The organism is Pseudomonas sp. RC2C2 (genome assembly GCF_018390435.1).
GTDB classification, from domain to species: domain Bacteria; phylum Pseudomonadota; class Gammaproteobacteria; order Pseudomonadales; family Pseudomonadaceae; genus Aquipseudomonas; species Aquipseudomonas donghuensis.
The window spans coordinates 3,170,287-3,193,088 of the sequence record NZ_JAHBAX010000001.1 but is presented as its reverse complement, the minus strand read 5'-3'; the positions used below and the strand labels follow the sequence as shown (position 1 = coordinate 3,193,088).

24 protein-coding genes and 2 pseudogenes are annotated in these 22,802 nt (G+C 62.4%); 9 read left to right on the top strand and 17 right to left on the bottom strand.

Translation table 11 applies throughout. The annotated features are described in order from the left end of the window. Positions 1–115 precede the first annotated feature (115 nt). On the top strand, positions 116–907 hold the full coding sequence (locus KHO53_RS14705) for an IclR family transcriptional regulator (protein WP_036993879.1): 792 nt from the start codon (positions 116–118) through the stop codon (positions 905–907). 309 nt (positions 908–1,216) lie between these two features. Here the strand turns inward: KHO53_RS14705 and KHO53_RS14700 are convergent, their stop codons facing one another. The 5 genes from KHO53_RS14700 to KHO53_RS14680 all read right to left on the bottom strand — a co-directional run bounded on the left by KHO53_RS14700 (position 1,217) and on the right by KHO53_RS14680 (position 4,839). After that, complete coding sequence (locus KHO53_RS14700) at positions 1,217–1,570, bottom strand: hypothetical protein (protein ID WP_010223526.1); 354 nt, start codon at positions 1,568–1,570, stop codon at positions 1,217–1,219. Positions 1,571–1,645: 75 nt separating this feature from the next. Continuing rightward, a complete protein-coding gene (locus KHO53_RS14695) occupies positions 1,646–2,560 on the bottom strand; it encodes an SDR family oxidoreductase (RefSeq protein ID WP_036993877.1) in 915 nt (304 codons plus the stop codon). 123 nt (positions 2,561–2,683) lie between these two features. Next, positions 2,684–3,589 carry an alpha/beta fold hydrolase gene (locus tag KHO53_RS14690; RefSeq protein WP_010223528.1) on the bottom strand — a complete coding sequence of 302 codons (906 nt, stop codon included), beginning with the start codon at positions 3,587–3,589 and terminating at the stop codon, positions 2,684–2,686. A gap of 187 nt (positions 3,590–3,776) precedes the next feature. After that, a complete protein-coding gene (locus tag KHO53_RS14685) occupies positions 3,777–4,463 on the bottom strand; it encodes an LrgB family protein (protein WP_010223529.1) in 687 nt (228 codons plus the stop codon). Continuing rightward, a complete protein-coding gene (locus KHO53_RS14680; RefSeq protein WP_010223530.1) occupies positions 4,453–4,839 on the bottom strand; it encodes a CidA/LrgA family protein in 387 nt (128 codons plus the stop codon). The genes KHO53_RS14685 and KHO53_RS14680 overlap by 11 nt, the downstream gene beginning before the upstream one ends. Positions 4,840–4,935: 96 nt before the next feature. On the opposite strand from KHO53_RS14680, the gene KHO53_RS14675 reads away from it, so the two are divergent. Continuing rightward, a complete protein-coding gene (locus KHO53_RS14675; protein WP_036993874.1) occupies positions 4,936–5,823 on the top strand; it encodes a LysR family transcriptional regulator in 888 nt (295 codons plus the stop codon). Here the strand turns inward: KHO53_RS14675 and KHO53_RS14670 are convergent, their stop codons facing one another. After that, the gene (locus KHO53_RS14670) at positions 5,824–6,279 is read right to left on the bottom strand and encodes a flavodoxin (protein ID WP_010223532.1); all 456 of its coding nucleotides are present in this window, start codon (positions 6,277–6,279) and stop codon (positions 5,824–5,826) included. 142 nt (positions 6,280–6,421) lie between these two features. Here KHO53_RS14670 and KHO53_RS14665 point away from each other — a divergent pair, with 142 nt between their 5' ends. Together KHO53_RS14665 and KHO53_RS14660 are read left to right on the top strand one after the other, a co-directional pair. Beyond that, positions 6,422–6,883, top strand: coding sequence for a PAS domain S-box protein (locus tag KHO53_RS14665; protein ID WP_010223533.1), 462 nt, complete (start codon positions 6,422–6,424; stop codon positions 6,881–6,883). Positions 6,884–6,951: 68 nt separating this feature from the next. Then, positions 6,952–7,557 carry a hypothetical protein gene (locus KHO53_RS14660; RefSeq protein WP_213570446.1) on the top strand — a complete coding sequence of 202 codons (606 nt, stop codon included), beginning with the start codon at positions 6,952–6,954 and terminating at the stop codon, positions 7,555–7,557. Here KHO53_RS14660 and KHO53_RS14655 read toward each other — a convergent pair. Next, positions 7,554–8,504: a MerR family transcriptional regulator gene (locus KHO53_RS14655; RefSeq protein ID WP_010223535.1), complete on the bottom strand. Its 951-nt coding sequence runs from the start codon at positions 8,502–8,504 to the stop codon at positions 7,554–7,556. The genes KHO53_RS14660 and KHO53_RS14655 overlap by 4 nt on opposite strands. A 238-nt stretch (positions 8,505–8,742) precedes the next feature. Here KHO53_RS14655 and KHO53_RS14650 point away from each other — a divergent pair, with 238 nt between their 5' ends. From KHO53_RS14650 to KHO53_RS14635, 4 genes are read left to right on the top strand one after another with little or no spacing between them, the layout of a single operon-like run. Next, a complete protein-coding gene (locus KHO53_RS14650; protein ID WP_010223536.1) occupies positions 8,743–9,312 on the top strand; it encodes an antibiotic biosynthesis monooxygenase in 570 nt (189 codons plus the stop codon). A gap of 55 nt (positions 9,313–9,367) precedes the next feature. Then, positions 9,368–10,066: a dihydromonapterin reductase gene (gene folM / locus KHO53_RS14645; protein ID WP_010223537.1), complete on the top strand. Its 699-nt coding sequence runs from the start codon at positions 9,368–9,370 to the stop codon at positions 10,064–10,066. A gap of 24 nt (positions 10,067–10,090) precedes the next feature. After that, positions 10,091–10,387, top strand: a complete 297-nt coding sequence (locus tag KHO53_RS14640) for a DUF1244 domain-containing protein (protein WP_010223538.1) — start codon at positions 10,091–10,093, stop codon at positions 10,385–10,387. Then, complete coding sequence (locus tag KHO53_RS14635; protein ID WP_010223539.1) at positions 10,380–10,721, top strand: HopJ type III effector protein; 342 nt, start codon at positions 10,380–10,382, stop codon at positions 10,719–10,721. The genes KHO53_RS14640 and KHO53_RS14635 overlap by 8 nt, the downstream gene beginning before the upstream one ends. Here KHO53_RS14635 and KHO53_RS14630 read toward each other — a convergent pair. From KHO53_RS14630 to KHO53_RS14600, 8 genes and pseudogenes are all read right to left on the bottom strand, one after another. Beyond that, on the bottom strand, positions 10,705–11,658 hold the full coding sequence (locus tag KHO53_RS14630) for an alpha/beta hydrolase family protein (protein ID WP_010223540.1): 954 nt from the start codon (positions 11,656–11,658) through the stop codon (positions 10,705–10,707). The two genes, KHO53_RS14635 and KHO53_RS14630, sit on opposite strands and share 17 nt — an antisense overlap. A 9-nt stretch (positions 11,659–11,667) precedes the next feature. Further along, entirely contained in the window at positions 11,668–12,354 is a 687-nt protein-coding gene (locus tag KHO53_RS14625; protein ID WP_026001356.1) for a GNAT family N-acetyltransferase, read from the bottom strand. Between the two features lie 179 nt (positions 12,355–12,533). Further along, entirely contained in the window at positions 12,534–13,733 is a 1,200-nt protein-coding gene (fabV, locus tag KHO53_RS14620; protein WP_010223542.1) for an enoyl-ACP reductase FabV, read from the bottom strand. A gap of 171 nt (positions 13,734–13,904) precedes the next feature. Beyond that, positions 13,905–14,420 (bottom strand): annotated as a pseudogene (locus tag KHO53_RS26025) (methyl-accepting chemotaxis protein); the annotation flags it as partial. A gap of 339 nt (positions 14,421–14,759) precedes the next feature. Continuing rightward, positions 14,760–14,966, bottom strand: a pseudogene (locus KHO53_RS26020) (HAMP domain-containing protein); the annotation flags it as partial. 1,186 nt (positions 14,967–16,152) lie between these two features. Beyond that, complete coding sequence (ampE, locus tag KHO53_RS14610; protein WP_010223544.1) at positions 16,153–16,986, bottom strand: regulatory signaling modulator protein AmpE; 834 nt, start codon at positions 16,984–16,986, stop codon at positions 16,153–16,155. Further along, positions 16,983–17,549 (bottom strand): 1,6-anhydro-N-acetylmuramyl-L-alanine amidase AmpD, encoded by a 567-nt coding sequence (gene ampD, locus KHO53_RS14605; RefSeq protein ID WP_010223545.1) that lies wholly within the window; start codon positions 17,547–17,549, stop codon positions 16,983–16,985. The genes ampE and ampD overlap by 4 nt, the downstream gene beginning before the upstream one ends. A gap of 79 nt (positions 17,550–17,628) precedes the next feature. Next, the gene (locus KHO53_RS14600) at positions 17,629–19,827 is read right to left on the bottom strand and encodes a DUF1631 domain-containing protein (protein WP_100781943.1); all 2,199 of its coding nucleotides are present in this window, start codon (positions 19,825–19,827) and stop codon (positions 17,629–17,631) included. A gap of 254 nt (positions 19,828–20,081) precedes the next feature. Between KHO53_RS14600 and nadC the strand changes: the two genes are divergently transcribed. Then, positions 20,082–20,930 carry a carboxylating nicotinate-nucleotide diphosphorylase gene (gene nadC / locus KHO53_RS14595; protein WP_010223547.1) on the top strand — a complete coding sequence of 283 codons (849 nt, stop codon included), beginning with the start codon at positions 20,082–20,084 and terminating at the stop codon, positions 20,928–20,930. 59 nt (positions 20,931–20,989) lie between these two features. Here nadC and trxB read toward each other — a convergent pair whose 3' ends face one another. Beyond that, on the bottom strand, positions 20,990–21,952 hold the full coding sequence (gene trxB / locus KHO53_RS14590) for a thioredoxin-disulfide reductase (RefSeq protein ID WP_010223548.1): 963 nt from the start codon (positions 21,950–21,952) through the stop codon (positions 20,990–20,992). Between the two features lie 135 nt (positions 21,953–22,087). Next, a complete protein-coding gene (locus KHO53_RS14585; RefSeq protein WP_010223549.1) occupies positions 22,088–22,687 on the bottom strand; it encodes a peroxiredoxin in 600 nt (199 codons plus the stop codon). Between the last annotated feature and the right edge of the window lie 115 nt (positions 22,688–22,802).

The window sequence follows — 22,802 nt, the reverse complement described above, 5'->3', positions numbered from 1 at the left end:
GTGGCAGCGCTTCTGCGTTATTTTTATCGTAATTACATTACGCATAACGTAATTTGATTGACGAAGACCGTCAAGCTATAAAGACGCCCACTGAACTCCCCGGATCGACTCCACCATGGCCAAAGCCAGCTCCCCCGCCGACAGCTCCGGCAAACAGAAGGTCCGCTCGGCCGAGGTCGGTACCGACATCCTCAAGGCCCTGGCGCAGTTGTCGCCGTCCACCTCGCTGTCGCGCCTGGCCGAGCATGTGGACATGCCGGCGAGCAAGGTCCACCGTTACCTGCAGGCGCTGATTGCCAGCGGTTTTGCCGAGCAGAACCCGGCCACCAACCACTACGGCCTGGGCCGCGAAGCCTTGCGCGTGGGCCTGGCCGCGCTGGGCGGGATGGACGTCTTGAAAGAGGCGGCGCTGCCACTGTCGCAACTGCGCGATGAGCTTAACGAAAGCTGCTTCATTGCCGTATGGGGCAACCAGGGCGCAACCGTGGTCAGTATCGAGCCGGCGGTACGCGCGGTCACCGTAGTCACCCAGATCGGTTCGGTACTGCCCTTGCTCACCTCCTCGACGGGCCTGGTGTTCGGCGCCTACCTGCCAGAGCGTGAAACCATCGAACTGCGCGAGCAGGAGCTGGCCACTTCTGGACACCGCTTCAGCGACTACGAAGCCTTGTTCGCCACGATCCGCCAGCGCGGCCTGCACCATGTCCATGGCCTGCTGATGCCGGGCGTCGATGCACTGTCGGCGCCGGTGTTCAACGCGGTCGGCAAGATTGCCGCGGTGCTGACCGTGGTCGGCCCGACCTCCATCTTCCATGCCGACGAGCAGGGGCCGGCAGCACAACGGCTGTTGGCTGCGGCGAAGCTGATCAGTTGGCGTATGGGGTATGAGGAAGCGCCGGCGGGATAAACTTGTTTACACACGATCACAGTCTTTCATCAAGCCAGCGCTTAATCTGACCACCGGGCACTGTTACTAGAGTTGTAACAGTGAATGTCACAATCGGCTATTTTTCCTCACCGATCAGCGGCTTATCCTGAACGCACTTACACAGCAGCAGGCAAAGCCCCAAGCCAGCTGTCTATTCCGGGCCTTTGCGGCGTGAACACCCCGCCCCCGCGACCTGTAAGCCCAGGTTCACCGACGTTGATTTTGAAGCTCCTTGATCTGCGTCTTACTTGGCCGCTGCACTGCAGCGGCCTTTTTTATGCCCGTGATTCAATCGCCATCGGCGTCGTCAAAGTGAAATCGGTGCAACAATCGGTGAGCGATGGGCGCCAGGATCAAGCCGATGCTGGCGACGAACACCAATCCCACATAAAGCCCGTAACCGGCGAAGAACAACTTGCCGCCGATGGACTCGGGGAGGATTACCGGCCCCACTCCGCCGAGCAGCAAGGTGGCATTGAACAGCGCATCATGCCAAGGCACCTGCGGCTCGAAATACAGATGCCCGACCACACCAAACAGAATCGAGCCAATCAGCAACAGGCAGGCTGCGAAGCCGTGCCACATCAGGCGGTAGCCAAACTGTCGGGTAGAGATGACAGCATCCGTTCTGGATTCGTACATCCACTGTGCTCCTGCAACCTGGGTGGCCGTCCAGCATAGGCAACTTCAGCCGACGACCACAACCTTGGGGCAGGTTCAGCCCTGTGGATACTTCTGCAGATTGGCCATCATCTGCTGTAAGGCTTGCAGGCTGTCTTGCGGGTGCACAGCGTTGTCGAAGTCGCCGATCTGCTGCCAGTTCGCCGCAATATCTTCGGGTGAAAAGCCCTCGCGCGGGTCAAAACCGACACCCAGGCTGCGCTCCCAGCGCACCTTGCCGACCCAGCCACCGCCCACTTCGTAGAGGCCGCCGCTGTCCTGGCAATCGTCACTGCCCAGGTACACCACCAGCGGGCTGACCAGTTCCGGCTTGAGCTGTTCGAACACCTGTGGAGGAATCAGCCCTTCGGTCATGCGCGTACCGCCGGTGGGGGCAATGGCGTTGACCAGGATGCCGTGCTTGCGCCCTTCGATGGCCAGGGTGCGGGTCAGGCCATACAAGCCGAGCTTGGCCGCACCATAGTTGGCCTGGCCGAAGTTGCCATAGATCCCCGAGGTCGAGGCAGTGAAGATCACCCGTCCCCAGTTCTGCTCGCGCAGGTGCGGCCAGGCGGCGCGGGTGACCTTGTAGGCACCTTCGAGGTGCACCTGGTAAACCTGCTCCCAGTCACTGTCCTCCATCTTGTGGAAGGTCTTGTCACGCAGGATACCGGCGTTGTTGATCACCACATCGACCCGACCGAAGCTGTCCAGGGCCTGTTCGACAATGCGCTGGCCATCGGTGACCGAGTCATGGTTGGCAACCGCAGTGCCGCCGGCTTCGCGAATCTGCGCCACCACCCGGTCGGCGGCCGAGACGCTGGCGCCTTCGCCATGGGTCGAGCCGCCCAGGTCGTTGACCACCACCCTGGCGCCATGCCGGGCGAACAGCAGGGCATGGGCGCGGCCCAGGCCACCGCCGGCTCCGGTGACAATCACCACTTTTTCGTCCAAGCGAATCGTCATGCTCATTTCTCCAGCAGAACAAGGGAGGGATGCCCGAGTGTCGGCCAGCACTGGCTGGCACACAATCAAGCGGGCAGACGCTGAATGGCAGGCGATAAGGCCGGGCGATAATTGCGCACACCTGGCCGCTCAGGACCAGGCGACCTTCTGCGGCATATTCACCAGGGGTTGCTCGCGAAACGCCAGGTAATGGCGCAGCACCTGTACCGGTGCTTCGGTATGCGGATAGTGGCCGATGCCCTGGAGCATCACGGTGTCGGCGTTGGGCACCAGTTCCTGGTAGCGCTCAACCATGTGTGCGCCGGAAATCGGATCGACCGCGCCGTTGATCAGCCGCAGCGGCACGCCTTCGGCCTGCAACGCCCCGACCCAGCGCTCACGATGGGCAACCCGTTCGGGCAGGTAAGTGATCAGCTTGTGCAGGATTCGTGTACCGCGGTTGGAAGCGACAAGGCTCCAGTAATCGTCCAGTGCGCTTTCACTGGGATGGGTGCAGGGGCCGTAGATCTGGGTCACGTTGCGCACCAGGTCGTCTCGCCCGAACGAACGCCCCACCAACCAACCCAGGCGGCTGAGCAGCAGTTTCTGGATCAGCAGCGGCCGATGACGCTCGGGAAACAGGCCGCCATTGAGGAATACGCAACTGGCGATTTGCGCACGGCCCTCATGGTGGCGGGCGAGCAATTCCTGGGCGACGCTGCCGCCATAGTCATGCCCGAGCAAATGCACCGGCTGCTCGACCTGCAGGTGCGCCAGCAGCGCCTGCAGCAAGTCGGCCTGCTCCAGCAGGCTGTAGTCGTGAGACAGCGGCTTGGCCGAATCGCCAAAGCCAAGCATGTCACAGGCAATCACCCGAAAACGCTGGGTCAGGGGGGCCCAGAGGTAATGCCAGTCCCAGCTGGCGGTGGGAAAGCCATGGATGAGCAGGAGCGGTTCGCCCTGCCCTGCGCTCCAGTAGCGGATGGCCAGGCCACGGAAGGAGAAATTCAAGCCCCGGGTCCGCCAGACGCACAATGGAATCTCGGCCAAAGGCATCACAGTGGTCCCGGTAGGTTGTAGCTGTTCGTGTTGGGCAAGGCATCGGCTGCGATCATTGCAATCACCTCGGCACATTCGTGTGCTCTACTGACTCAACAGTCTAGTCAGGCAGGCCCGTGCCGAGAGTTGCGTTGGCAGCCAGCTTATTGACCTTGGGAGTCAGCGCGCAAAATAGCGTGGTGAATCACAGCAGCAAGGTCAGCAACGGCGCGGCAAACAGGTTGAGCAAACCGGTCAGGACCATGACCAGGCCGGCCACCGAGCCCTCCTCGCCACCCACTTCATGGGCGCGGCTGACGCCCGCTCCGTGAGCGCCGACACCAAACAGCGCGCCACGGGCCAATGGCGTGCGCAGCGGCAGGTACTTGAGCAGCACGCCACCCAACATCGCCCCCAATACACCGGTAAACATCACGAATACGGCGGTGAGCTCCGGCACACCGCCCAGGTCCTTGGCCAGCGGCATGGCAAAGGGCGTGGTGATCGAGCGCGGCACCAGCGACAGACTGACCGAGCTGTCCAGTGCCAGCAGGTGCGCCAGGCCCCAGGAGCTGCCGATCGACGCCGCGCTGCCCATCAGCATACCCAGGGTCAGGGCCGGCCAGTGGCGGGCGAGCAAGGCGCGCTGTTGCCAGATCGGTACGGCAAAGGCCACGGTCACCGGGCCCAGCACCGTCATCAGCCAATGGGTATTGCGCGCATACTCGGCGTAGGCGGTATGCAACGGCACGGCAATCGCCAACAGCACTGCCGGCACCAGAATCAATGGCGACAGCAGGTAGCGCCCGGTGCGCCGGTACAACCAGCGGCTGCCCAGATAGGCCAACAGGGTAATGAGCAGCCAGAACAGCGGCATCGGCTCAAGCGTCATGGCGCAGCCTCCAGCGGCAGACCCACTCCACGGTTACCGCCGTAACCACCATTACCAGCAAGGTACTCACGCCGATCACCAGCAAGATCCGCCAGCCTTCATCGCGCAACAGGCTGCCATAATCGAGCAGGCTCATCAGCGCCGGAATGAAAAACAACAGCATCTCGGCCATCAGTACCCCGGCACCCAGCTGCAACATGGCCGGCTTGAGCACGCCGGCGGCGAACAACAGCAACAGCAGGGCCAGGCCAATGACCCCGCCTGGAATCGGCCAGGCCAACCAGGCGGCCAGCACACCACCGACCTTATAAAGAGCCAGCAACACCGCCAGCTCGGCGAGCAGGCGGACAAATCGGTTAAACGCAGGGGGTTTCATCGCGGGGGTCCTCTCAGGCCTTCATTTTAAAAGCCCGCTCCCCACGCCAAAAGCGAATTGTTAGACTGCCAGCTATTCCAGATTGGAATTGCGCGAATGGAATTCAAACAGCTACGCAGTTTTCTCGAAGTGGTGCACCGCGGCGGTTTTACCCAGGCCGCGCTGACCTTGCACATCAGCCAGTCCGCAGTGAGCAAGCAGGTCGCGCAACTGGAGCAGGATCTTGGCGTTGCGCTGCTTGAGCGCCAAGGCTCGCAATTGCACCTGACCGCCGCCGGTAAAATCGTTCTGGAACGCGGCGAAGCCATGTTGCGCCTGCGCCAGGAGCTGCTCAGCGAACTGGATGACCTCAGCCAGCTGACACGCGGCGAGCTGCGCCTGGGCCTGCCGCTGCTGGGCAGCGATGCGCTGTTCGCCCGATTGTTCGCCGAGTACCGGCGGCGCTACCCGAATATCAGCATCCAGCTGTTTGAAGGCGGCAGCCGCAGTGTCGAGCACGCCGTGCTCAGCGGCGAGCTGGAACTGGGCGGCAGCCTGACGCCAAACGACCCGGCCTTTGCCTACCAGCCGTTTTGCAACGAGCCCCTCGACGCCCTGCTGCCCACCGATCACCCGTTGGCGAACGCCGGCCAGGTCAGCCTGGCGCAACTGGCCGACACGCCGTTCCTGCTCTATCAGCGCAGTTTCGTGCTCAATGATCGTTTGCTCAGTGCCTGCCAGCAGCTGGGATTTACCCCGCGCGAAGGCGGGCGCAGTGGTCAGGCCGACTTTCTCGCCGCGCTGGTGGCGGCGGGCCAAGGGGTCGTACTGCTGCCCAGCGTGGTCGCCCGTGGCCTGGAGCGGCCGGGGGTGGTTCGCCTGTCACTGAGCGAACCGACGGACCTGCGCTGGGACATTGCCTTTATCTGGCGCCAGGGCGCCTACCTTTCACGCGCAGCCCAGGCCTGGCTTCAACTGCTGCGCGAGCAGCCACAGCCGCCGTGATCAGCCGCGCAGTTTTTCCACCAACTGGGCAATCCAGGGCTCGGCATCGGCTTCCGGGGTGACGGTTTCGCTGGCATCCAGGCGCAGCATCGGCAGCACTTCCTCCAGGCCCAGCTCGGCGAACAGTTCACGCAGTTGCTCGCCGCCACCACAGAACGTATCGCCATAGCTGGAATCGCCCAGGCCGATGACCGCGCCCTTGAGTCCACGCCACTCGGCGGGCAGCACGTCGCGAATGGCACTGTACAGCGGCATGATGTTGTCCGGCAGCTCGCCCATGCCAGTGGTCGAGGTCACGGCCAGGAATGCCTGCGGGGCAAAGCCCTGGATGTCCTGCAGGGTGGCCCGGTTCGCGTGCCAGGCCTCGAAACCTGCTTGTTTGAGCAACTTCTCGGCGTGCCGAGCAACTTCTTCGGCGGTGCCGTAGACCGAACCGGAAAGGATCGCGACTTTCATAGAGGTTTCCGAAACTGAGTAAAAACGTAGGATACTAGCATCCGGCACTGGCAAAAGGCCTTATTCGGCAGCTGTACAGCGACGGTCAATCTACTAGAATCAGCCAGCATGCCCGATCTACAGCCCTTGCGGACCTAACAAGATGATCAATGCCACATTGCTGCAGCGCATGATTGACGCCTCCAATGACGGGATCGTAGTGGCCGAACAGGAGGGCGACGACGACACCATCCTGATCTACGTGAACCCGGCCTTCGAGCGCTTGACCGGCTACGACGCCAACGAAATCCTCTACCGCGACTGCCGCTTCCTGCAGAACGACGATCGCGACCAAAGCGCCCGGGCACTGATCCGCCAGGCGATCAAGGATGGCCTGCCAAGCCGGGAAATCTTGCGTAACTACCGCAAGGACGGCAGCGCATTCTGGAACGAACTGTCGATCACCCCGGTGCTCAACGAGGCCGACAAGCGCAAGTATTTCATCGGTATCCAGAAAGACGTCAGCCGCCAGGTCGAAGCCGAACAGCGGGTGATAGCGCTTGAGCGCCAGCTGGCTGAAGCCCGTGCGCGCATCGCTGCGCTGGAAGCCGACCAACGGTCTTAACAAACCCGCCGTTTGGTTGTCCATGACGGTGAAAAAACGCACTCACGACTGCAACTTCGAGTTCGACCATGCAAGCAGATGCCCTTCTGACCCAGGATGAGCTGGACTTCATCCGCTCCATGCAGCACGCGCCCCAGCCCCACCCGGCTGAACCGCCGTCGCGCCTGATGGTCAATGGCGGCAGCGAAATCAAGAACCTGCTGACCCGTCTGATCGCCGACGAGCAGGTGACCCTGCAGGCACAGTTCAACAACCAGCAGATGACCTTCCCGCTGCAGTTGGTTGAAGACGAGTTCCACGCCCTGCACCTGCAACTGGGCGTGCCGAACATCTACGAAGAAGGTGCCGTGGTCCGCCCTTGGCGCCTGACCCTTGAGCAGCCGGTGGCCCTGGAAGACGAACTGGGCTTGAGCACCGGTTTGTGGGTGCGGGAAATCTCCTTCAAGGGTGTGCTGCTGGAAGTGCGCGAGCAACCCGAGCCACCCAAGCATTTCGAGCTCTGGTTCAGCCCCGACGGCGATGCCCCCATTGCCCTGCATGGCACCCTGCAACGGCGCACCGGCGATCGTCTGGCCGCCTACAACCTGGGCCAGAGCCTGCCGGCTGAAATCGAGCGCTTACGCGAGTACATCCTCCAGGCCCACCGCCGCGCCCACCCCGAACTGCACCCTTAAGAGTCCAGGTGACCGGCCAGGTATTGCTGCAGCCGCCGGCGCATCAATCGCCCGTCGCTGCCCAGGCAGGCCACCTGCGATCCGATCAGGCTGTCCTGAGCCAGGTCTGCGGCCTCCCCCGCCAGCAGCAACGGGCACTCCAGCCCCAGCGCCAGGCGCGCCAGGCGCTTGGGCAAGTCACTGGTCGGTGGCAGGTTGGAAAACAGCACCAGGGCATGAGGCGTCATGCGCTCGCAGACCAGGCTCAACTCTTCCAATGGCTGGCCAAGGCCGAGCACGCTGATGGCAATTTCACTGGTGCCGAGCAATAGCGCTGCCACCAGCAACTCCAGCTCGCGGCATTGGCCGGGAATTGCCGCCAGCACCACGCGTACTTCCTGCTGCTCACGGGCCAGCTGCAAACGCTGCAACACCCGCCCGCGCAAAAAGTTGTCGAGAAACAGCCATTCGCTGGCCTGGCCAAAGGCCTCGTGGGTGCTGCGCAGCGCCTGCCAGACCGGCATGAGGATGTCCTGGAACACCACCAGCTGTGGATAACTGCTGAACACCTGACCGTACAGTTGCTCCAGACGACGCTCGTCGAACGCCCTGACGGCCTGGCGCACGTGCGCCTGCCATTGATTGAAGTCGGCCAGGGATTCGTCGCTGCGCTGCGGCTGGCTTTCGGCCTTGAGGTTCTGGCTTTTGGCGAGGATGCGCCCGACTTTGCTGACAGCCACACCGCGTTCGATCCAGCCGAGGATGCTGCGCACCTCGTCGATATCGGCTTGTGAGTACAAACGGTGCCCACTTTCGGTGCGCGTAGGCTGAATCAGCCCATATCGGCGCTCCCAGGCACGCAGGGTGACCGGGTTGATACCGGTCAGGCGGGACACTTCGCGGATCGGGAACAGTTCTTCGTGGTCGAGCTGATGAGTACTCAATGAAGGCTGGTCAGGTTCGATCATTGCCAGGAAACCGCGGGTTTATGGGCCAACAGCCATTCTACTCCGGCTGCTGCAAGCGCGACCATTGGCATTTCTATCAGGTCGGCGACCGCCAGCACTGACGAGTCAGCCGATTTAGGGAATAATCCGCGCCCGATTCTTGCATCGATTCTTGCAAAGAAGCGAATACCGTCCAACACCCCGGGCGGCGTTCAAGGGGCAGGCCTACCGGCCACGCCCAGTTGCCAGGAGATATACCATGTCTACCCCACCCGTAACCCTGATGGTTACCCGCCGCGTCGCCGATGGTCGCTACCAGGACCTGATGGCCTGGTTGCACGAAGGCGAACAGCTGGCCACCGACTTTCCCGGCTACCTGGGCTCGGGCGTGCTCGCCCCGCCGCCGCAAGGCGATGAGTTCCAGATCATCTTCCGCTTCGCCAACGAGCAGACCATGCACGCCTGGGAACATTCGGCCTCGCGCAAGGCCTGGCTGGCCCGTGGCAATGGCCTGTTCGCCGAGCCGTCGGAACAGCGGGTCAGCGGCCTGGAAGGCTGGTTCGGCAACAACCCGGTACAGCGCCCGCCGCGCTGGAAGCAGGCGGTGGCGATCTGGCTGGCATTCTTTCCGGTATCGCTGCTGTTCAATCTGCTGTTCGGCCACTGGCTGGGCGCGCTGGACCTGGTGCCGCGCATCCTGCTCAGCACCTTGGGCCTGACACCGTTGATGGTGTACTTCTTCATTCCACTGTCGACCCGCCTGCTGGCCAACTGGCTGAACGCCAGCCCTGCCCGCCCGAGACCGCAGGGCGCGCGCAATCCCGCCTAGTTCGGGTATGCTGGGGGTTATCCAAGCGAACCAGTAAAAGTTGACCGCCCCCACCATGAACAGCCCAATTCTTGTCACCGGAGCCAGCCAGCGAGTCGGGCTGGCGCTGGCCCTGAACCTGGCGCAGGCCGGCCATACCGTGGTCAGCGCCAGCCGCAGCAAAAACCCCGAGGCCGCACACCCGAACATCGTCCAGTTCCAGGCCGACCTGTGCCGGGAAGACGATCGCCTGGCCCTGATCGAGCACCTGCAAGGCCACTACGACGGCTTGCGCGCCATCGTCCACAACGCCTCGTTGTGGCTCGACGATGACCTGGCCAACCTCAACACCATGTTCAAGCTGCACGTCGAGGCGCCCTATCACCTGAACCTGGCCCTGGGCGCCCAACTGGCCAAGGTGGACAAGGCCGACATCATCCATATCTGCGACGAGACCTCCTCACGCGGCAGCGGCAGCCATATCGGCTATGCCGCCACCAAGGCTGCATTGCAGAACATGGTGCTGTCGTTTGCCGCCAAGTACGCGCCGAACATCCGCGTCAACGCGATTCTGCCGGGCTTGCTGATCCTCAAGGCAAACAGCGACGAGGCCTACCGCCAGCAAACCCTGAAAAAGGCCCTGCTGGAATTCGAACCCGGCGCCCAGCCGTTGATCGATGCCGTGCGCTTCTTGCTCGACAGCCAGTACAGCACCGGCAGCAATCTGGTCATCAACGGTGGCCGTCACCTGAAAAACCGCCTCGCGGTAGACTGACCTACCGCTGACACGAGAACGTCCATGAACGATCAACAGAAGCTAGAACTCGAAGCCGCCGCCTTCCGCCGCCTGGTTGCCCACCTGGACAGCCGCAAGGACGTGCAGAACATCGACCTGATGAACCTTGCCGGCTTCTGCCGCAACTGCCTGTCCAAATGGTACAAGGCCGCCGCCGACGAAAAACAGATCGAGCTGAGCATGGATGAAGCCCGTGAAGTGGTCTACGGCATGCCTTACGCCGAATGGAAATCCCTTTACCAGCAAGAAGCCAGCGCCGAACAACAAGCGGCGTTCGCCAAAGGAAAGCCCCATGACTGATCTGAACACCCTGCGCGCCAGCCTGAAATCCGGCGAGCACGTCTTCGCCGACACCCTGGCCTTCATCGCCGAGCACTACACCTATCAGCCACAAGCCTTCAACAATGGCGGCGTAGAGAATGCTGCCGGGCAGAACGAAGGTTCGTGCAAGACCCTGGGCCTGGCCCTGCTCGAAGGCCTGAGCGATGAAGAAGCCCTGCTGGCGTTCGGCGAGCACTACCGCTCGGTGCAGGCCACCCCGCAAGGCAGCGACCACGGCAACATCCGCGCGCTGATCGAACACGGCCTGGCTGCGGTCAAGTTCGCCGAGCAGCCGCTCAAGCGCCTGGCCTGATCAAACGCCCCGGCGTGCCTTCGGCCAATTGCCCGTGGCGCAGCCAGTGCAGGGCAATTGGCCACAGCCTGGGCTGGAAGCGGCTGTGGAAAAAGGCGAAATGACCGATACGGTTCTCGGCGATATCACCTGGGGCAATGCGCAGGTGACTGCGCTCACTGGCCTGGAAGTACCCCAGTAAACGCTCGATGGCAGCAACCGTGCCGAACGGGTCGTCGGTCAGGCTGATGGCCAGGGTTTGCGCCTTGACCCGGGCGAACGGCAATCCATTCAGCCCATTCAGCGCCCGCCCGCTAGGGCGATGCTCATAGCTTGCAGTGCGCGTGCTCCAGTCCTGCACCACCCCGGCCGGGGTATCTTCCAGCCACCCCAGGCGCTTGCCGGGAAAGTAACCGAATACCCGGGTCAGCAGCGGCATCAGCACATGCCATTTGCCGAACAGTTGCCAGCGGCTGTCAGCGGCATAATCGCGCCAGTAGGCAAACTGAGCGCCGACCGTCACCAACCGGCGCAGTTGATCGGCCGACGGCGCCAACCCCGCTGCACAGCCACCAAAACTGTGACCGACCACATCGACAGGCTGGCCAGGAAACTCGCGCCGGGCGCGTTGCAACATGGCTTCGAAATCCAGCGCGCCCCAGTCGGTCCAGGAGGCTTTGAAGTGGCGCATGGAGGCCGGGCGCGACTCACCGATGCCGCGATAGTCATAGGTGATGACGTCGAAACCATGGGCAAACAGGTACTGGGCAAAGCGGGCGTAATAGCTGCAGCGCACCGAGGTGGCGGCGTTGATGATCACCAACGGGCGCGTGGGGGCCGGCACCTGGTGGCGCCAACAGAAACCGCCAAGGGAATAACCGTCGGCGGTTGTCTCACGGAAGGCGTGCCCGCTGTTGCTGGCTACGGGCAAAGCCGGGAATGCTTCGAGACTGCTCATCGACCTCTGTCACGCCGAAGCCGCTACCTGCGGTGCAGGGACCTTGCGCAAGTCGCTCAGTCGCGAGCCATCGTAGCGGGTTTCGCGGAACAGGCGCCAGCGCCCGAACACCCCATACACGTGCGTCACCCGGCCCTGCTCTTGATAACCCATGCGCAAATGCATCTTGAGCGCCGGGATATTGTGGGTTTCACAGACATCCACCACTGTGTGGCAACCCTTGGCGCGCATGGTCTCCCACAGGCTGACCTGGGCATCTGCCGACAAACGAGTGCCAAAGTAGGCGCGGGTCATTTCGCCGCCGAATTCAAAGAACTCACCGGGCTTCACCGGGAAGGTGCAGCCGTAATAATGACGGTCGTGATAGTCGCGCATGCTGGCAAAGATGAACCCTACGGCATCGCCTTGTTCATCCAGGTACATGTGCCCGGTATGGCCTTCGGCGGCCAGCTCGCGCATGGTCTGCACGCGGTCGCCAAAATAGCGGGCGAAGGCATCGGCGTTTTCCGCGGTAATGTCCACCAGGCGTACCGCAGGATGGTCGCGCAGGTTGTGCGGCGGTACCGGGCTGACCAGGTCGCGTTCCATCCACAGCAACTCCCAATGGAAGAAGATGTAACGCTCATAGAGGGTTTTGAGGACTTTTTGCAGACCCTTTTGCCTGATCCGCTCTTTTAGTTTTTGTAGCCCACTCATGGTGCCTCCTGTCGAAACCTTGACGGTTTAAAAGGGCATGTAGAGAGTGGTATAGAACAGTGGCGGCGCGGGAGTAGCAAAGGGCCAGAAATGGACTTGTTTCAAATTGTTTCAAGGCTGAAAATGTTGCCGCACCCGGTTAAAAACAGGTGCAGCAACAAACACTTGGCAAGTGCTACTTACAGCTCTATGCAGTCGAACCGTACGTCGGTAGCCACATCGGCGTCATAGTCAACATCCTGACGCTCGAAACCGAACAGGTTGAGGAACTGCTTCTTGTAACCGGCGTAGTCGGTAATTTCGAACAGGTTCTCGGTGGTCACCTGCGGCCACAGGGCCTTGCAGGCATCCTGTACGTCGTCGCGCAGCTCCCAGTCGTCCAGACGCAGGCGGCCTTCTTCGTCCAGCGCCGCCGGCGCGCCATCGGCACGGTACAGACGGTCACGGAACAGGCGGTCGAGCTGATCCTGGGTACCTTCGTGAACGTTCTTCTCTTTCATGATCTTGAAGACCATCGACAGGTACAGCGGCATCACCGGGATGGCCGAGCTGGCCTGGGTGACCACGGATTTCAGTACCGCGACGTTGGCGCCACCACCGACCTTCTGCTCCAGGCGCTTGGCGGTTTCGTCCAGGTCCATCTTGGCCTTGCCCAGGGCGCCGTGCCAGTAGATCGGCCAGGTGATTTCAGTGCCGATGTAGCTGAAGGCCACGGTGCGCGCTTGCGGCGCCAGAACACCGGCGGCGTCCAGGGCGTCGATCCACAGCTGCCAGTCCTGACCACCCATGACGGTGACGGTGTCGGCAATTTCCTGCTCGCTGGCAGGCTCGATGGATGCCTCGATGATGGTGTCTTTGTTGGTGTCGATGGCGGTTGACTTGTACGGCTGGCCAATTGGCTTGAGGGCCGAGCGTACCAGCTCGCCAGTCTGTGGCAGCTTGCGCACCGGCGACGCCAGGGAGTAGACCACCAGGTCGACCTGGCCGCCCATTTCGTTCTTGATCAGCTCGATGACCTTGGCCCGCGCTTCGTCAGAGAAGGCGTCGCCGTTGATCGACTTGCTGTACAGGCCTTCGGCCTTGGCGAACTTGTCGAAAGCGGCAGCGTTGTACCAGCCCGCAGTACCGGCCTTGGTCTCGGTGCCCGGCTTTTCAAAGAACACGCCCAGGGTATCGGCCTTGAAGCCGAAGGCGGCGGTGATGCGCGCCGCCAGGCCGTAACCGCTGGAAGCACCGATCACCAGGACCTTTTTCGGACCATCCTCGCGCACGCCCTGCTTGCGGGTGGCTTCGATCTGATCACGTACGTTCAGCTCGCAACCGGTCGGGTGCGTAGTGGTGCAGATAAAACCGCGGACTTTGGGATGGATAATGGCCAATGTCTGTACCTCGTCAGTGAATTTGCTGAGGGAGCCGAATCGCTTGGACTCGAGGTTCCGTGTGCTGTGAGGGTGAGACTACACCCGCAGCGTTGCCGACACATCCGGCCCCCTGGAATCCTTCAGGGCGCTACTTTGTCACAGCGTGGAAAACTTCAGCAACCGCTGATCTCAGACCCGGAACGCACCGATCAGGCGCTTGAGTTCCAGCACCTGGGTCGACAGCTGGCGGCTGGCGTCCTCGGTCTGGTGCGCGCCCTGGGTGGTGTTTTCCGCCGCCCGGTTGATCTCGACGATGTTCTGGTCGATGTCGTGGGCCACCGCCGTCTGCTGCTCCACCGCCGCAGCGATCTGCTGGTTCTGGTCGACGATGCTGCCAATGGCGCCAAGGATGTTCTCCAGCGCCTGCTGCACCTGCTGCGATTCGCCAACCGTGCCCGAAGCCATCTGATGGCTGCTGTCCATGGCCTTGACTGCGGCCCCTACCCCACCCTGCAGGCGCGAGATCATCTGCTCGATCTCTTCGGTGGACTGCTGGGTGCGCTTGGCCAGGGTGCGCACCTCATCGGCAACCACGGCAAAACCGCGGCCCTGCTCGCCCGCCCGGGCCGCCTCGATGGCGGCATTGAGGGCCAGCAGGTTGGTCTGCTCGGCGATGCTCTTGATCACCTCCAGTACCCGGCTGATGGCCTGGCTGTCGCTGGCCAGCTGGTTGATCACCGCCACCGACTGATCGATCTCGCCGGCCAGGCGGGCGATATTGCCTTGCTGGGTTTCCACCAGGCCACGCCCGCTGACGGTTTCCTGGTTGACGCTATGGGCGCTGCTGACTGCCGCCGCAGCGCTGCGCGCTACCTCCTGGGCAGTTGCCGACATCTGGTTCATGGCCGTGGCCACCTGCTCGATCTGCCCGCGCTGGCCACTGACCGCCTGGTTGCTGCGCGCCGATACCGCATGCACCTGCTCGGCCTGGCGCTCGACCTCGGCGACGGTATGGCCGACCTGCTCGATCAGGTCATGGATGCGCCGCACCGTACCGTTGAACACCTGGCCCAACTCACCCAGTTCATCGCGGCTGCTGGCCTGGAAATTCGCCGTCATGTCGCCGGCGGCAACCTTGTCCATCACCGCACCGAGGCTTTTCAGGGTATTGCGGGTCGAGGCGTAAAAGCCGCTATAGAGGTAGACAATCAGCAGGAATACGGCCGCCAGCGCCGACACCAGCAAAATCATGTGCAACCGGTGCTCGGCCAGACGCTGCTCGAGCTGCTGGCCGAGAAACTCGCCAATGGCGGTATTGAGCGTGTAGGTCTGCGCCATCAAGCCGCTAATCTGCTTGTAGAACCCCGGCCACGGTGCATCGAGGGTGTCGGCCACCACAACCTGTTCTTCGATCAGCTCGCTGGCCTGCTTGAGCGACGCCTGGCTGCTGTTGCCCAGGCTGCCAAGCCTGACCTGCGCGCCGGGCTCGGTGGCAAGCGCCTCATCCAGGCGGATGGCATAGTCGGCGCCGAGTTTTTCCAGTTTCAACAACAGGTCATCGAAGCGCGCGCTGGAGGCCGAATTGACAAAGCCCTGGCCTAGCGAATACGAGCCGATGGCCCGCCCTTCGCCGAGCGTCTGGGTAACTTGCGGGGTCACCGTGGTCATCAGTTCGCTCAGCTGGCGGATCGCCGAGTCGCTGTCCTGGCTGAGCCCGGCCTGGCTGGCAATCACCTTGCTCAGTACCTGGGCCTGGCCCAGCAGCTTGTCGAAAAGCGCCACCTTGCTCAACAGCGAGGTCTCGCTTTGGGCGGTTTTGAGCGTCTCGAGCATCTCGGCGCGCTTGCCATCGAAAGCCTTGGCCTGGGCCTCGTCACCGCTCACTGCAATCAAGCCGGACAAGCGGCTCTGCACCTGTTGCTCGACGCTGGCGATCTGCGCCTCGACATCCTCGGCCTTGCCCGACTGACCGAGCACGGCGTTGATCTGCACCAGGTTGCCGAGGGTTTCCACGTCACCGCGCAAGGCCAGGCTGCTGCCGAGCAGTTCCAGGCTCTGCAGTTCGGTGCGGGTGGCATGGAACTGCGCATAGGAATCGCGGACCAGGTAGTAGTTGGTGACCAGCATGGGCAGGAAAAACAGAATACTGATCAGGCTGAACTTCATCCCGAAGCTCAGGCGGTTCATCAGCGCGATGGCCGGATACAACAGGCTCTTCAAGGGTGGTGCCCTCCGATTCTTATTGTTTTTACGGTTCCTGCCTTTGCACCATCCTCTGTAGGAGCGGGCTTGCCCCGCGATTGCGGTTTGCGCCCCCACAGTGGCACAAGGCCACCGAACGTATTCAGCAACACCTGTATAGCGCATATCGGATCGGGGGTTTGTAACTTAAGGTTAACCGGCAGCGGAGCGACCAACGGCCGCTCCGCGATGGGCTTTAGCCGAGCACGGTCCACAGGGCGAAACAGGCGTACCAGAGCACTGCCGAGCGCAGCAGCAGCTCCCACAGGTTGTCGAGGCCGAGCAGGCCATCGGGGCCTGCCGACGCGTTGCCGGGCAGTTCAGCGGCGACGCGGCCGACCGAGTCGATCAAGCCGGCCGCGCTGATGTGCCAGTTCAGCAGTTCGTGCAACATCACCCGGCTGACTGCAACGAAGTTGCCGACCAGGGCGAAGCTGACGCCCAGCACGCGCACCGGCGCCCAGTCAAAGGCGTGGCGCAGTTGCAAGGCATGGTCGCGCAGCACAGGGGTACGCCCATGCTCGGCGGTCAGTGCCAGCAGCCGATACGCCAGGGCTGCGGCCGGGCCGAGGAGGAAGTACCAGAAAATCACCGCAAAAAAGCTCTGGTAGGCCTGCCACAACAGGTTGCCCTGCACCCGCTCCAGCAGGGCCTGGGCATTGTCGGCGGTCAAACCCAGGTCGCGCTCGGCGACATGCACCGCTGCTTGCTCGTCACCGCGCCGCCAGGCATCGCGAAACGGCCCTTGGGCGGCCTTGATGTCGCCCCGGCCGAGGCTGTAGATCAGCACCAGCAGGTGCACCGGCAAGGCCAGCAAGCCATAGGCCACCGGCTCCAGCACGTGCAGCAGCAAGGCCAGCAAGGCCACCGGCAGCAACACCAGGATGGTCAGCACCCACCAGGGATGGCGCCTGCCGTCACGCTCCAGGCGGGTAAGTTCGGTGACATAAAAACCGTCGCGTTGCAGACGCTGGCGCAGGGCCGAGAACTTCTCGAACCACAACACCAGCAACAACACCAGAAAACTCATGCTTCGTCCTCCTTGTCCTTGAGGCTTGCGCGGTAGCGCAGCCAGTCAAAAGCGCCACCGGGGTCGGTCTTGCGTCCCGGAGCAATGTCGCTGTGGCCCTGAATCCGTTCAGTGCCAATGGCCGGCCAGGCGTCCTGGATCTGCCGGGTCAATGCTTGCAGTGCCTGGTACTGGGCATCGGTGAAGGGCAGCTCGTCAGTGCCTTCAAGCTCGATGCCGATGGAAAAGTCGTTGCACGCCTCGCGCCCCTCGAAACAGGACACCCCGGCATGCCAGGCACGCTCCAGACAGGAGACAAACTGCGTGACCTTGCCGTCACGTTCGATGAGGAAATGCGCCGACACGCGCAGGTGCTTGATGCCTTCGAAATAGGGGTGCTCGCTGGCATCCAGCCGGTTCTGGAAGAACTCCTGGACCTTACCGGTACCAAATTGCGCCGGCGGCAGGCTGATGTTGTGGATAACCAGCAGGGAGATGACTTCGCCTTCGGCGCGGGCATTGCAATTGGGCGAAGGACAATGGCAGACGCCGGCGAACCAGCCAGTAGCGCGGTCCAGTTGCATAGAAAATCCTGAGACACGGGGGCACCGGCTCAGTATGCCCCGTGGTGGCTATAGTTGCATCGTTAAAACGCGTAGGAATCTAGCGTGCCTGCGCCTGGCGCAACTGGCTGAGCACCGAGTCCAGTGCCCGGTCGAACAACAGGGTGTCGTCCAGCAAGCGTACATGGCCGCGGCGCAAGGCCACGGCCAGGGCCATGCGCGACCATTCGCGGACTTTGAGCCCGGTACGGTTGACGAAAATGAAACGGTCGGTGCTGTCGATCTGGGCAATCAGCTTGCAGCGCTGCACTTCATCGTCGCCGATCAACTCGACCCAGGCGCCAATACGCAGACGCTCGACCTGCAACAACGCCGGGTCGTCATCGGCCAGGCGCACCAGGGAAGCTTCCGACTCACCGCCTTCGGGGGCACGCAAGACGATTTCATCGAGCACCAGCACCCGTTCGCTGGCATTGACAGGGATAACGCGCCCGCCCTCCACCGCGGTATCGAACAGCTGCACATGCAGGGTTTCGAGCTGGGCGAAGAACTCGCTGGTGGCAAAGGGATCGAACGCGGCGCCGGCGAGGCCATCGCGCAACGCCTTGAGTAGCCCCGGCACCAGTTCCAGCAGGCGCAGGCGTGCCTGCTCGTCACTGTGCGGCTGCACGCTCCAGATCAGTTCATCCATGGTTTCCAGCGCTTCAAGCCATTGGCGAGAGGTGTCGCCGTGTTTGAGACAGGCGAGCAACAGCACCTGACTCCAGGCCTGTTCGAGAAAGCGCACCACCACCCGCGGCAACGAACGGCCAAGCAGGCGCTGATTGAATTCCTGCTGCACCCGCTGACGCGCCAGTGCGGTACGTGCGCGGCCTTCTTCGGCATCGCGGGTGCGCTGCTCAAGCAACTCATTGCGGCGTCGCTCGTCACTGCTGAAGGCAAGAAACTCGGCGAGCAGTTCAGAGAAGATCGCCGGGTCATCGACAAAGTCGCTGAGCAGGCGCTGAACGATTTTTTCCACTCGCAGGTACAGGCTGTCGCGCTGGCAATCATCGCTGGCTCCCCAACCCATGGCCGCCGTGGCAATCTCGTTGAGCAAGCGCCGGGCCGGGTGGTTGCTGCGGCTGAAGAAGCTCTTGTCGAGCACCGCCACCTTGAGCATCGGGATCTGCAGGCGACCAATCAGGGCTCGCAGCGAGTGCGGCAGGTTGCGATCGCCAAGGATGAACTCGAAGAGCATGGCAATGAGGTTGATGACATCCTCGTCGACCACCTCGATCTTGCGGTAGGTGCCGCTTTTGACGCTGACCCGGGTCAGCAGTTGTTGCAGCTGTTGGTGCAGGTCGAAATCGTCACTCTCAGAGGTAGGCGGCACGTAGTGCTGCAGGTGCGAGAGCAGGCGCAACAGGTCACGGGTGCTGATCGCCTGCACCTGCTCGCAAGCCTCAAGGCGCGGGGCAACACGCCCGCGTACCGGCGAGAGCAAGGCCTGCAGCGAGGCGAACACCGCCTGGCCGTTGGCATCCAGCGGGTTGCTGTGCGGTTTGCTGTCGCCCTGGCTGGCCGACGGCTCGCATTCGGCCAGTGGCCGCTCCCGAGCCCGGCGTCGCGGCACGGCCTTGAGCTCGGGCAGCACGCCGGTGGCGATCAACAACTGGTTGGCTTCGCCGTACAACGGGTCGGCATCCTGCAGCACATAACGCTCGAACAGCTTGAGAATGATCAGTTTGACCTTGATCCCCACTCCCAGGCTGCGCCCGGCGCGCAAAAAATAATCACAGAGCATCGCCGGGCCCAGCGGGTTGCGCGCATCGTCCAGCGTCTGGCCCACCAGGGCGCCGAAGCGCAAGGTCAACTGGTTCAGGGCGATGCCGTCGCGCGCCAGTACCCGCGCGACCATGGCATCCAGGGCCATGTTGCGCTCCAGCTCATCGTTGGCCACCAGGGTCAGGCGCTCGCAGGCATCGCTACGCAGGGCCGGCAGTGCATCGGACTGACCGATCTGCACGAAGGCTTCATAGAAGTGGTCGAGATAGCCGCGCTCGATGTTCTTGCGCTTGAGGCGCAGGTCGCGCATGGCTTCGAAAAGGATGTTCTGTTCAACATTGTTGGCGGCCTTGTCGGCCATCTCGAACAGCGTATCGTCAGCGTTGTCGAATAGCGCCTGCAGGCTTTGGCGCAGCTGCAGCGCGGCCTTGTCACGGACCTGAAGAAGCACCACCGGCAGACGAGCGAGGGGCGCATTGTGCGCCTGTTCGGTGATGGCCTTGATCGGCACCACCTTCCCGTCGTTGTGCATCCTGGTCTCCTTGCCGGTTCGGTTTTGAGCGCTTGAACGCTCGTCAAAGCTATGACGCCAAATACAAGGCGCATTATCGAGTAAAAACCCTTCACTCGCCAGTGCACGGCACGCTGCTGCCGATAGACCCTGGTCCGGGTAAAACGCTCATTCGGCCTGACCAAAGGTCAAGCGTTGGCCACCCCTGCAGTGTTTGCTGCAAGCGCAGGCTGCCCTGCCCTATAATCCCGGGCACTTAGCTTGTGGAGCCCGCCATGCCGAATTTACGCCTCGCCGACCTGACCGCCGAAATCGAAGCCAACGTGCGCCGTGCGTTACTCGAAGACATCGGCAGCGGCGACATCACCGCCCAGTTGATCCCGGCCGAGCGCCTGGCCAAGGCCACCATCATTACCCGCGACGACTGCGTGATTGCCGGCACGGCCTGGGTCGATGCGGTGTTCCGTCAGCTCGACCCGCGGGTGGCGGTGCACTGGCAGGTCAAGGATGGCGACCGCGCCAGCGCCAACCAGGTGCTGTTCAACCTTGAAGGCCCGGCGCGTTCGCTGCTCAGTGGCGAGCGCTCGGCGCTGAACTTCCTGCAGATGCTGTCGGGCGTTGCCACGCACGCGCAATTTCTCGCCGACAAGGTCGCCGACACCCAGGTCAAGTTGCTCGACACCCGCAAGACCCTGCCCGGCTTGCGTCTGGCGCAGAAATACGCGGTCACCTGCGGCGGTTGCCACAACCACCGCATTGGCCTGTACGACGCGTTCCTGATCAAGGAAAACCACATCGCCGCCAGTGGCGGTATCGCCGAGGCAATCACCGCCGCCCACCGCATTGCCCCAGGCAAACCGGTGGAGATCGAGGTAGAAAGCCTGGACGAGCTCAAAGAAGCCCTGGATGCGGGCGCCGACATCATCATGCTCGATGAGCTGAGCCTGGATGACATGCGCGAAGCGGTGCGCCTGAACGGCGGCAAGGCCAAGCTTGAAGCCAGTGGCGGCGTGACTGAAAGCACCCTGCGGGTGATTGCTGAAACGGGTGTGGACTACATCTCGATCGGGGCGATGACCAAGGATGTAAAGGCGGTGGATCTGTCGATGCGCCTTAGCCTCTGAGGCTGACTGCAGGTATAAAAAAACCGGCCTTAGGGCCGGTTTTTTTTAGATTGACTCTATCAGAGCGCTGCGTTCTGCAGGCCGTCCAGGTAGCGCTCGACATCCAGCGCCGCCATGCAACCGGCACCGGCCGAGGTAATGGCCTGACGGTAAACATGGTCAGCCACGTCACCGGCAGCGAACACACCTTCAACGTTGGTCGCAGTGGCGTTGCCGTCACGGCCGCCATTCACCACCAGGTAGCCGTCTTTCAAGGTCAGCTGGCCTTCGAACAGCGAGGTGTTCGGGGTGTGACCGATAGCGATGAACACGCCATCGACCTTGATGTCGTCGAAGCTGCCGTCGTTGTTCTTCAGACGCGCGCCGGTGACACCCATATTGTCACCCAGCACTTCGTCCAGGGTGGCGTTGAGTTTCAGCTCGATCTTGCCTTCGGCCACGCGGGCGTTGAGCTTGTCGACCAGGATCTTCTCGGCGCGGAAGGTCTCGCGGCGGTGAACCAGGGTGACCTTGCTGGCGATATTGGCCAGGTACAGGGCTTCCTCAACAGCGGTGTTACCCCCACCGACCACGGCCACCGGCTTGTTGCGGTAGAAGAAGCCGTCGCAGGTCGCGCAGGCGGAAACGCCCTTGCCCATGAACGCTTCTTCCGATGGCAGGCCCAGGTAGCGAGCGCTGGCACCGGTGGCGATGATCAATGCATCGCAGGTGTAGGTGGCGCTGTCGCCCTTGAGGGTGAACGGCTTGCTGGCCAGGTCAACGGCATTGATGTGGTCGAACACCACTTCGGTCTCGAAACGCTCGGCGTGTTCCTGCATGCGTTGCATCAGCGCCGGGCCGGTCAGGCCGTGGGCGTCGCCCGGCCAGTTGTCGACTTCGGTGGTGGTGGTCAGCTGGCCGCCGGCCTGCATGCCGGTGATCAGCAGCGGCTTGAGGTTGGCGCGCGCGGCGTACACGGCAGCGCTGTAACCGGCAGGGCCGGAACCGAGAATAATCACTCGCGAATGACGTACTTCAGACATGTCACACTCCTGTCGAGCGGGCGTTCAATTGCCCGCATCGTATCGCCGGGATCACCGGCTGGAATAAAAAAGAACCTGCGAAGCACTTGGGGAAGGCTTTTGGCCGCAGGTCCTGAAAAACGTTGAATCGCAGCCTTACAGGCTGGCGGCGTTCTCGGCCAGGTAGTCGGCAACGCCCTTGGCGTCGGCCTTCATGCCTTTCTGGCCAGGGCGCCAGCCGGCCGGGCAGACTTCACCGTGCTGTTCAGTGAACTGCAGGGCTTCGACCAGGCGGATCATCTCGTCGACTTCGCGGCCCAGCGGCAGGTTGTTGACCACCTGGTGCTGGACAACGCCTTGCTGGTCGATCAGGAACGAGGCACGCAGGGCCACGCCGTCATCGTGCTCGATACCGTAGGCACGGGTAATCTCGTGCTTGACGTCGGCTACCATGGTGAACTCGACCGCGCCGATGCCGCCCTTCTCGACCGGGGTGCTGCGCCAGGCGTGGTGGGTGAACTGCGAGTCAATGGACACACCGACCACTTCCACACCCAGCTCGCGGAACTTGTCCATGCGATTGTTGTGGGCAATGATTTCCGACGGGCAGACAAAGGTGAAGTCCAGCGGCCAGAAGAACAGCACGACGTATTTGCCGCGCAGGGAAGAAAGCTTGAAGCTGTCGACGATCGAACCGTCGCCCAACACCGCCGCCGCATCGAAATCAGGGGCTTGCTTGTTGACCAGAATGCTCATGGAAACTCCTTGAAAATCAGAATTCGAAGGCGTTGAAAAGATGTGCGCACTTTAGCGAGGTGGCAGAGATTAAGGAAATATCCTTAGACAATCCACCTTATAGGCCTGCTCTATT

What these genes read in the sequence shown, in the direction of transcription:
- KHO53_RS14705 (WP_036993879.1), top strand. Translation starts at nt 116, where the DNA reads ATGGCCAAAGCCAGCTCCCCCGCCGACAGCTCCGGCAAACAGAAGGTC.
- KHO53_RS14700 (WP_010223526.1), bottom strand. Translation starts at nt 1,570, where the DNA reads ATGTACGAATCCAGAACGGATGCTGTCATCTCTACCCGACAGTTTGGC.
- KHO53_RS14695 (WP_036993877.1), bottom strand. Translation starts at nt 2,560, where the DNA reads ATGAGCATGACGATTCGCTTGGACGAAAAAGTGGTGATTGTCACCGGA.
- KHO53_RS14690 (WP_010223528.1), bottom strand. Translation starts at nt 3,589, where the DNA reads ATGCCTTTGGCCGAGATTCCATTGTGCGTCTGGCGGACCCGGGGCTTG.
- KHO53_RS14685 (WP_010223529.1), bottom strand. Translation starts at nt 4,463, where the DNA reads ATGACGCTTGAGCCGATGCCGCTGTTCTGGCTGCTCATTACCCTGTTG.
- KHO53_RS14680 (WP_010223530.1), bottom strand. Translation starts at nt 4,839, where the DNA reads ATGAAACCCCCTGCGTTTAACCGATTTGTCCGCCTGCTCGCCGAGCTG.
- KHO53_RS14675 (WP_036993874.1), top strand. Translation starts at nt 4,936, where the DNA reads ATGGAATTCAAACAGCTACGCAGTTTTCTCGAAGTGGTGCACCGCGGC.
- KHO53_RS14670 (WP_010223532.1), bottom strand. Translation starts at nt 6,279, where the DNA reads ATGAAAGTCGCGATCCTTTCCGGTTCGGTCTACGGCACCGCCGAAGAA.
- KHO53_RS14665 (WP_010223533.1), top strand. Translation starts at nt 6,422, where the DNA reads ATGATCAATGCCACATTGCTGCAGCGCATGATTGACGCCTCCAATGAC.
- KHO53_RS14660 (WP_213570446.1), top strand. Translation starts at nt 6,952, where the DNA reads ATGCAAGCAGATGCCCTTCTGACCCAGGATGAGCTGGACTTCATCCGC.
- KHO53_RS14655 (WP_010223535.1), bottom strand. Translation starts at nt 8,504, where the DNA reads ATGATCGAACCTGACCAGCCTTCATTGAGTACTCATCAGCTCGACCAC.
- KHO53_RS14650 (WP_010223536.1), top strand. Translation starts at nt 8,743, where the DNA reads ATGTCTACCCCACCCGTAACCCTGATGGTTACCCGCCGCGTCGCCGAT.
- folM (WP_010223537.1), top strand. Translation starts at nt 9,368, where the DNA reads ATGAACAGCCCAATTCTTGTCACCGGAGCCAGCCAGCGAGTCGGGCTG.
- KHO53_RS14640 (WP_010223538.1), top strand. Translation starts at nt 10,091, where the DNA reads ATGAACGATCAACAGAAGCTAGAACTCGAAGCCGCCGCCTTCCGCCGC.
- KHO53_RS14635 (WP_010223539.1), top strand. Translation starts at nt 10,380, where the DNA reads ATGACTGATCTGAACACCCTGCGCGCCAGCCTGAAATCCGGCGAGCAC.
- KHO53_RS14630 (WP_010223540.1), bottom strand. Translation starts at nt 11,658, where the DNA reads ATGAGCAGTCTCGAAGCATTCCCGGCTTTGCCCGTAGCCAGCAACAGC.
- KHO53_RS14625 (WP_026001356.1), bottom strand. Translation starts at nt 12,354, where the DNA reads ATGAGTGGGCTACAAAAACTAAAAGAGCGGATCAGGCAAAAGGGTCTG.
- ampE (WP_010223544.1), bottom strand. Translation starts at nt 16,986, where the DNA reads ATGAGTTTTCTGGTGTTGTTGCTGGTGTTGTGGTTCGAGAAGTTCTCG.
- ampD (WP_010223545.1), bottom strand. Translation starts at nt 17,549, where the DNA reads ATGCAACTGGACCGCGCTACTGGCTGGTTCGCCGGCGTCTGCCATTGT.
- KHO53_RS14600 (WP_100781943.1), bottom strand. Translation starts at nt 19,827, where the DNA reads ATGCACAACGACGGGAAGGTGGTGCCGATCAAGGCCATCACCGAACAG.
- nadC (WP_010223547.1), top strand. Translation starts at nt 20,082, where the DNA reads ATGCCGAATTTACGCCTCGCCGACCTGACCGCCGAAATCGAAGCCAAC.
- trxB (WP_010223548.1), bottom strand. Translation starts at nt 21,952, where the DNA reads ATGTCTGAAGTACGTCATTCGCGAGTGATTATTCTCGGTTCCGGCCCT.
- KHO53_RS14585 (WP_010223549.1), bottom strand. Translation starts at nt 22,687, where the DNA reads ATGAGCATTCTGGTCAACAAGCAAGCCCCTGATTTCGATGCGGCGGCG.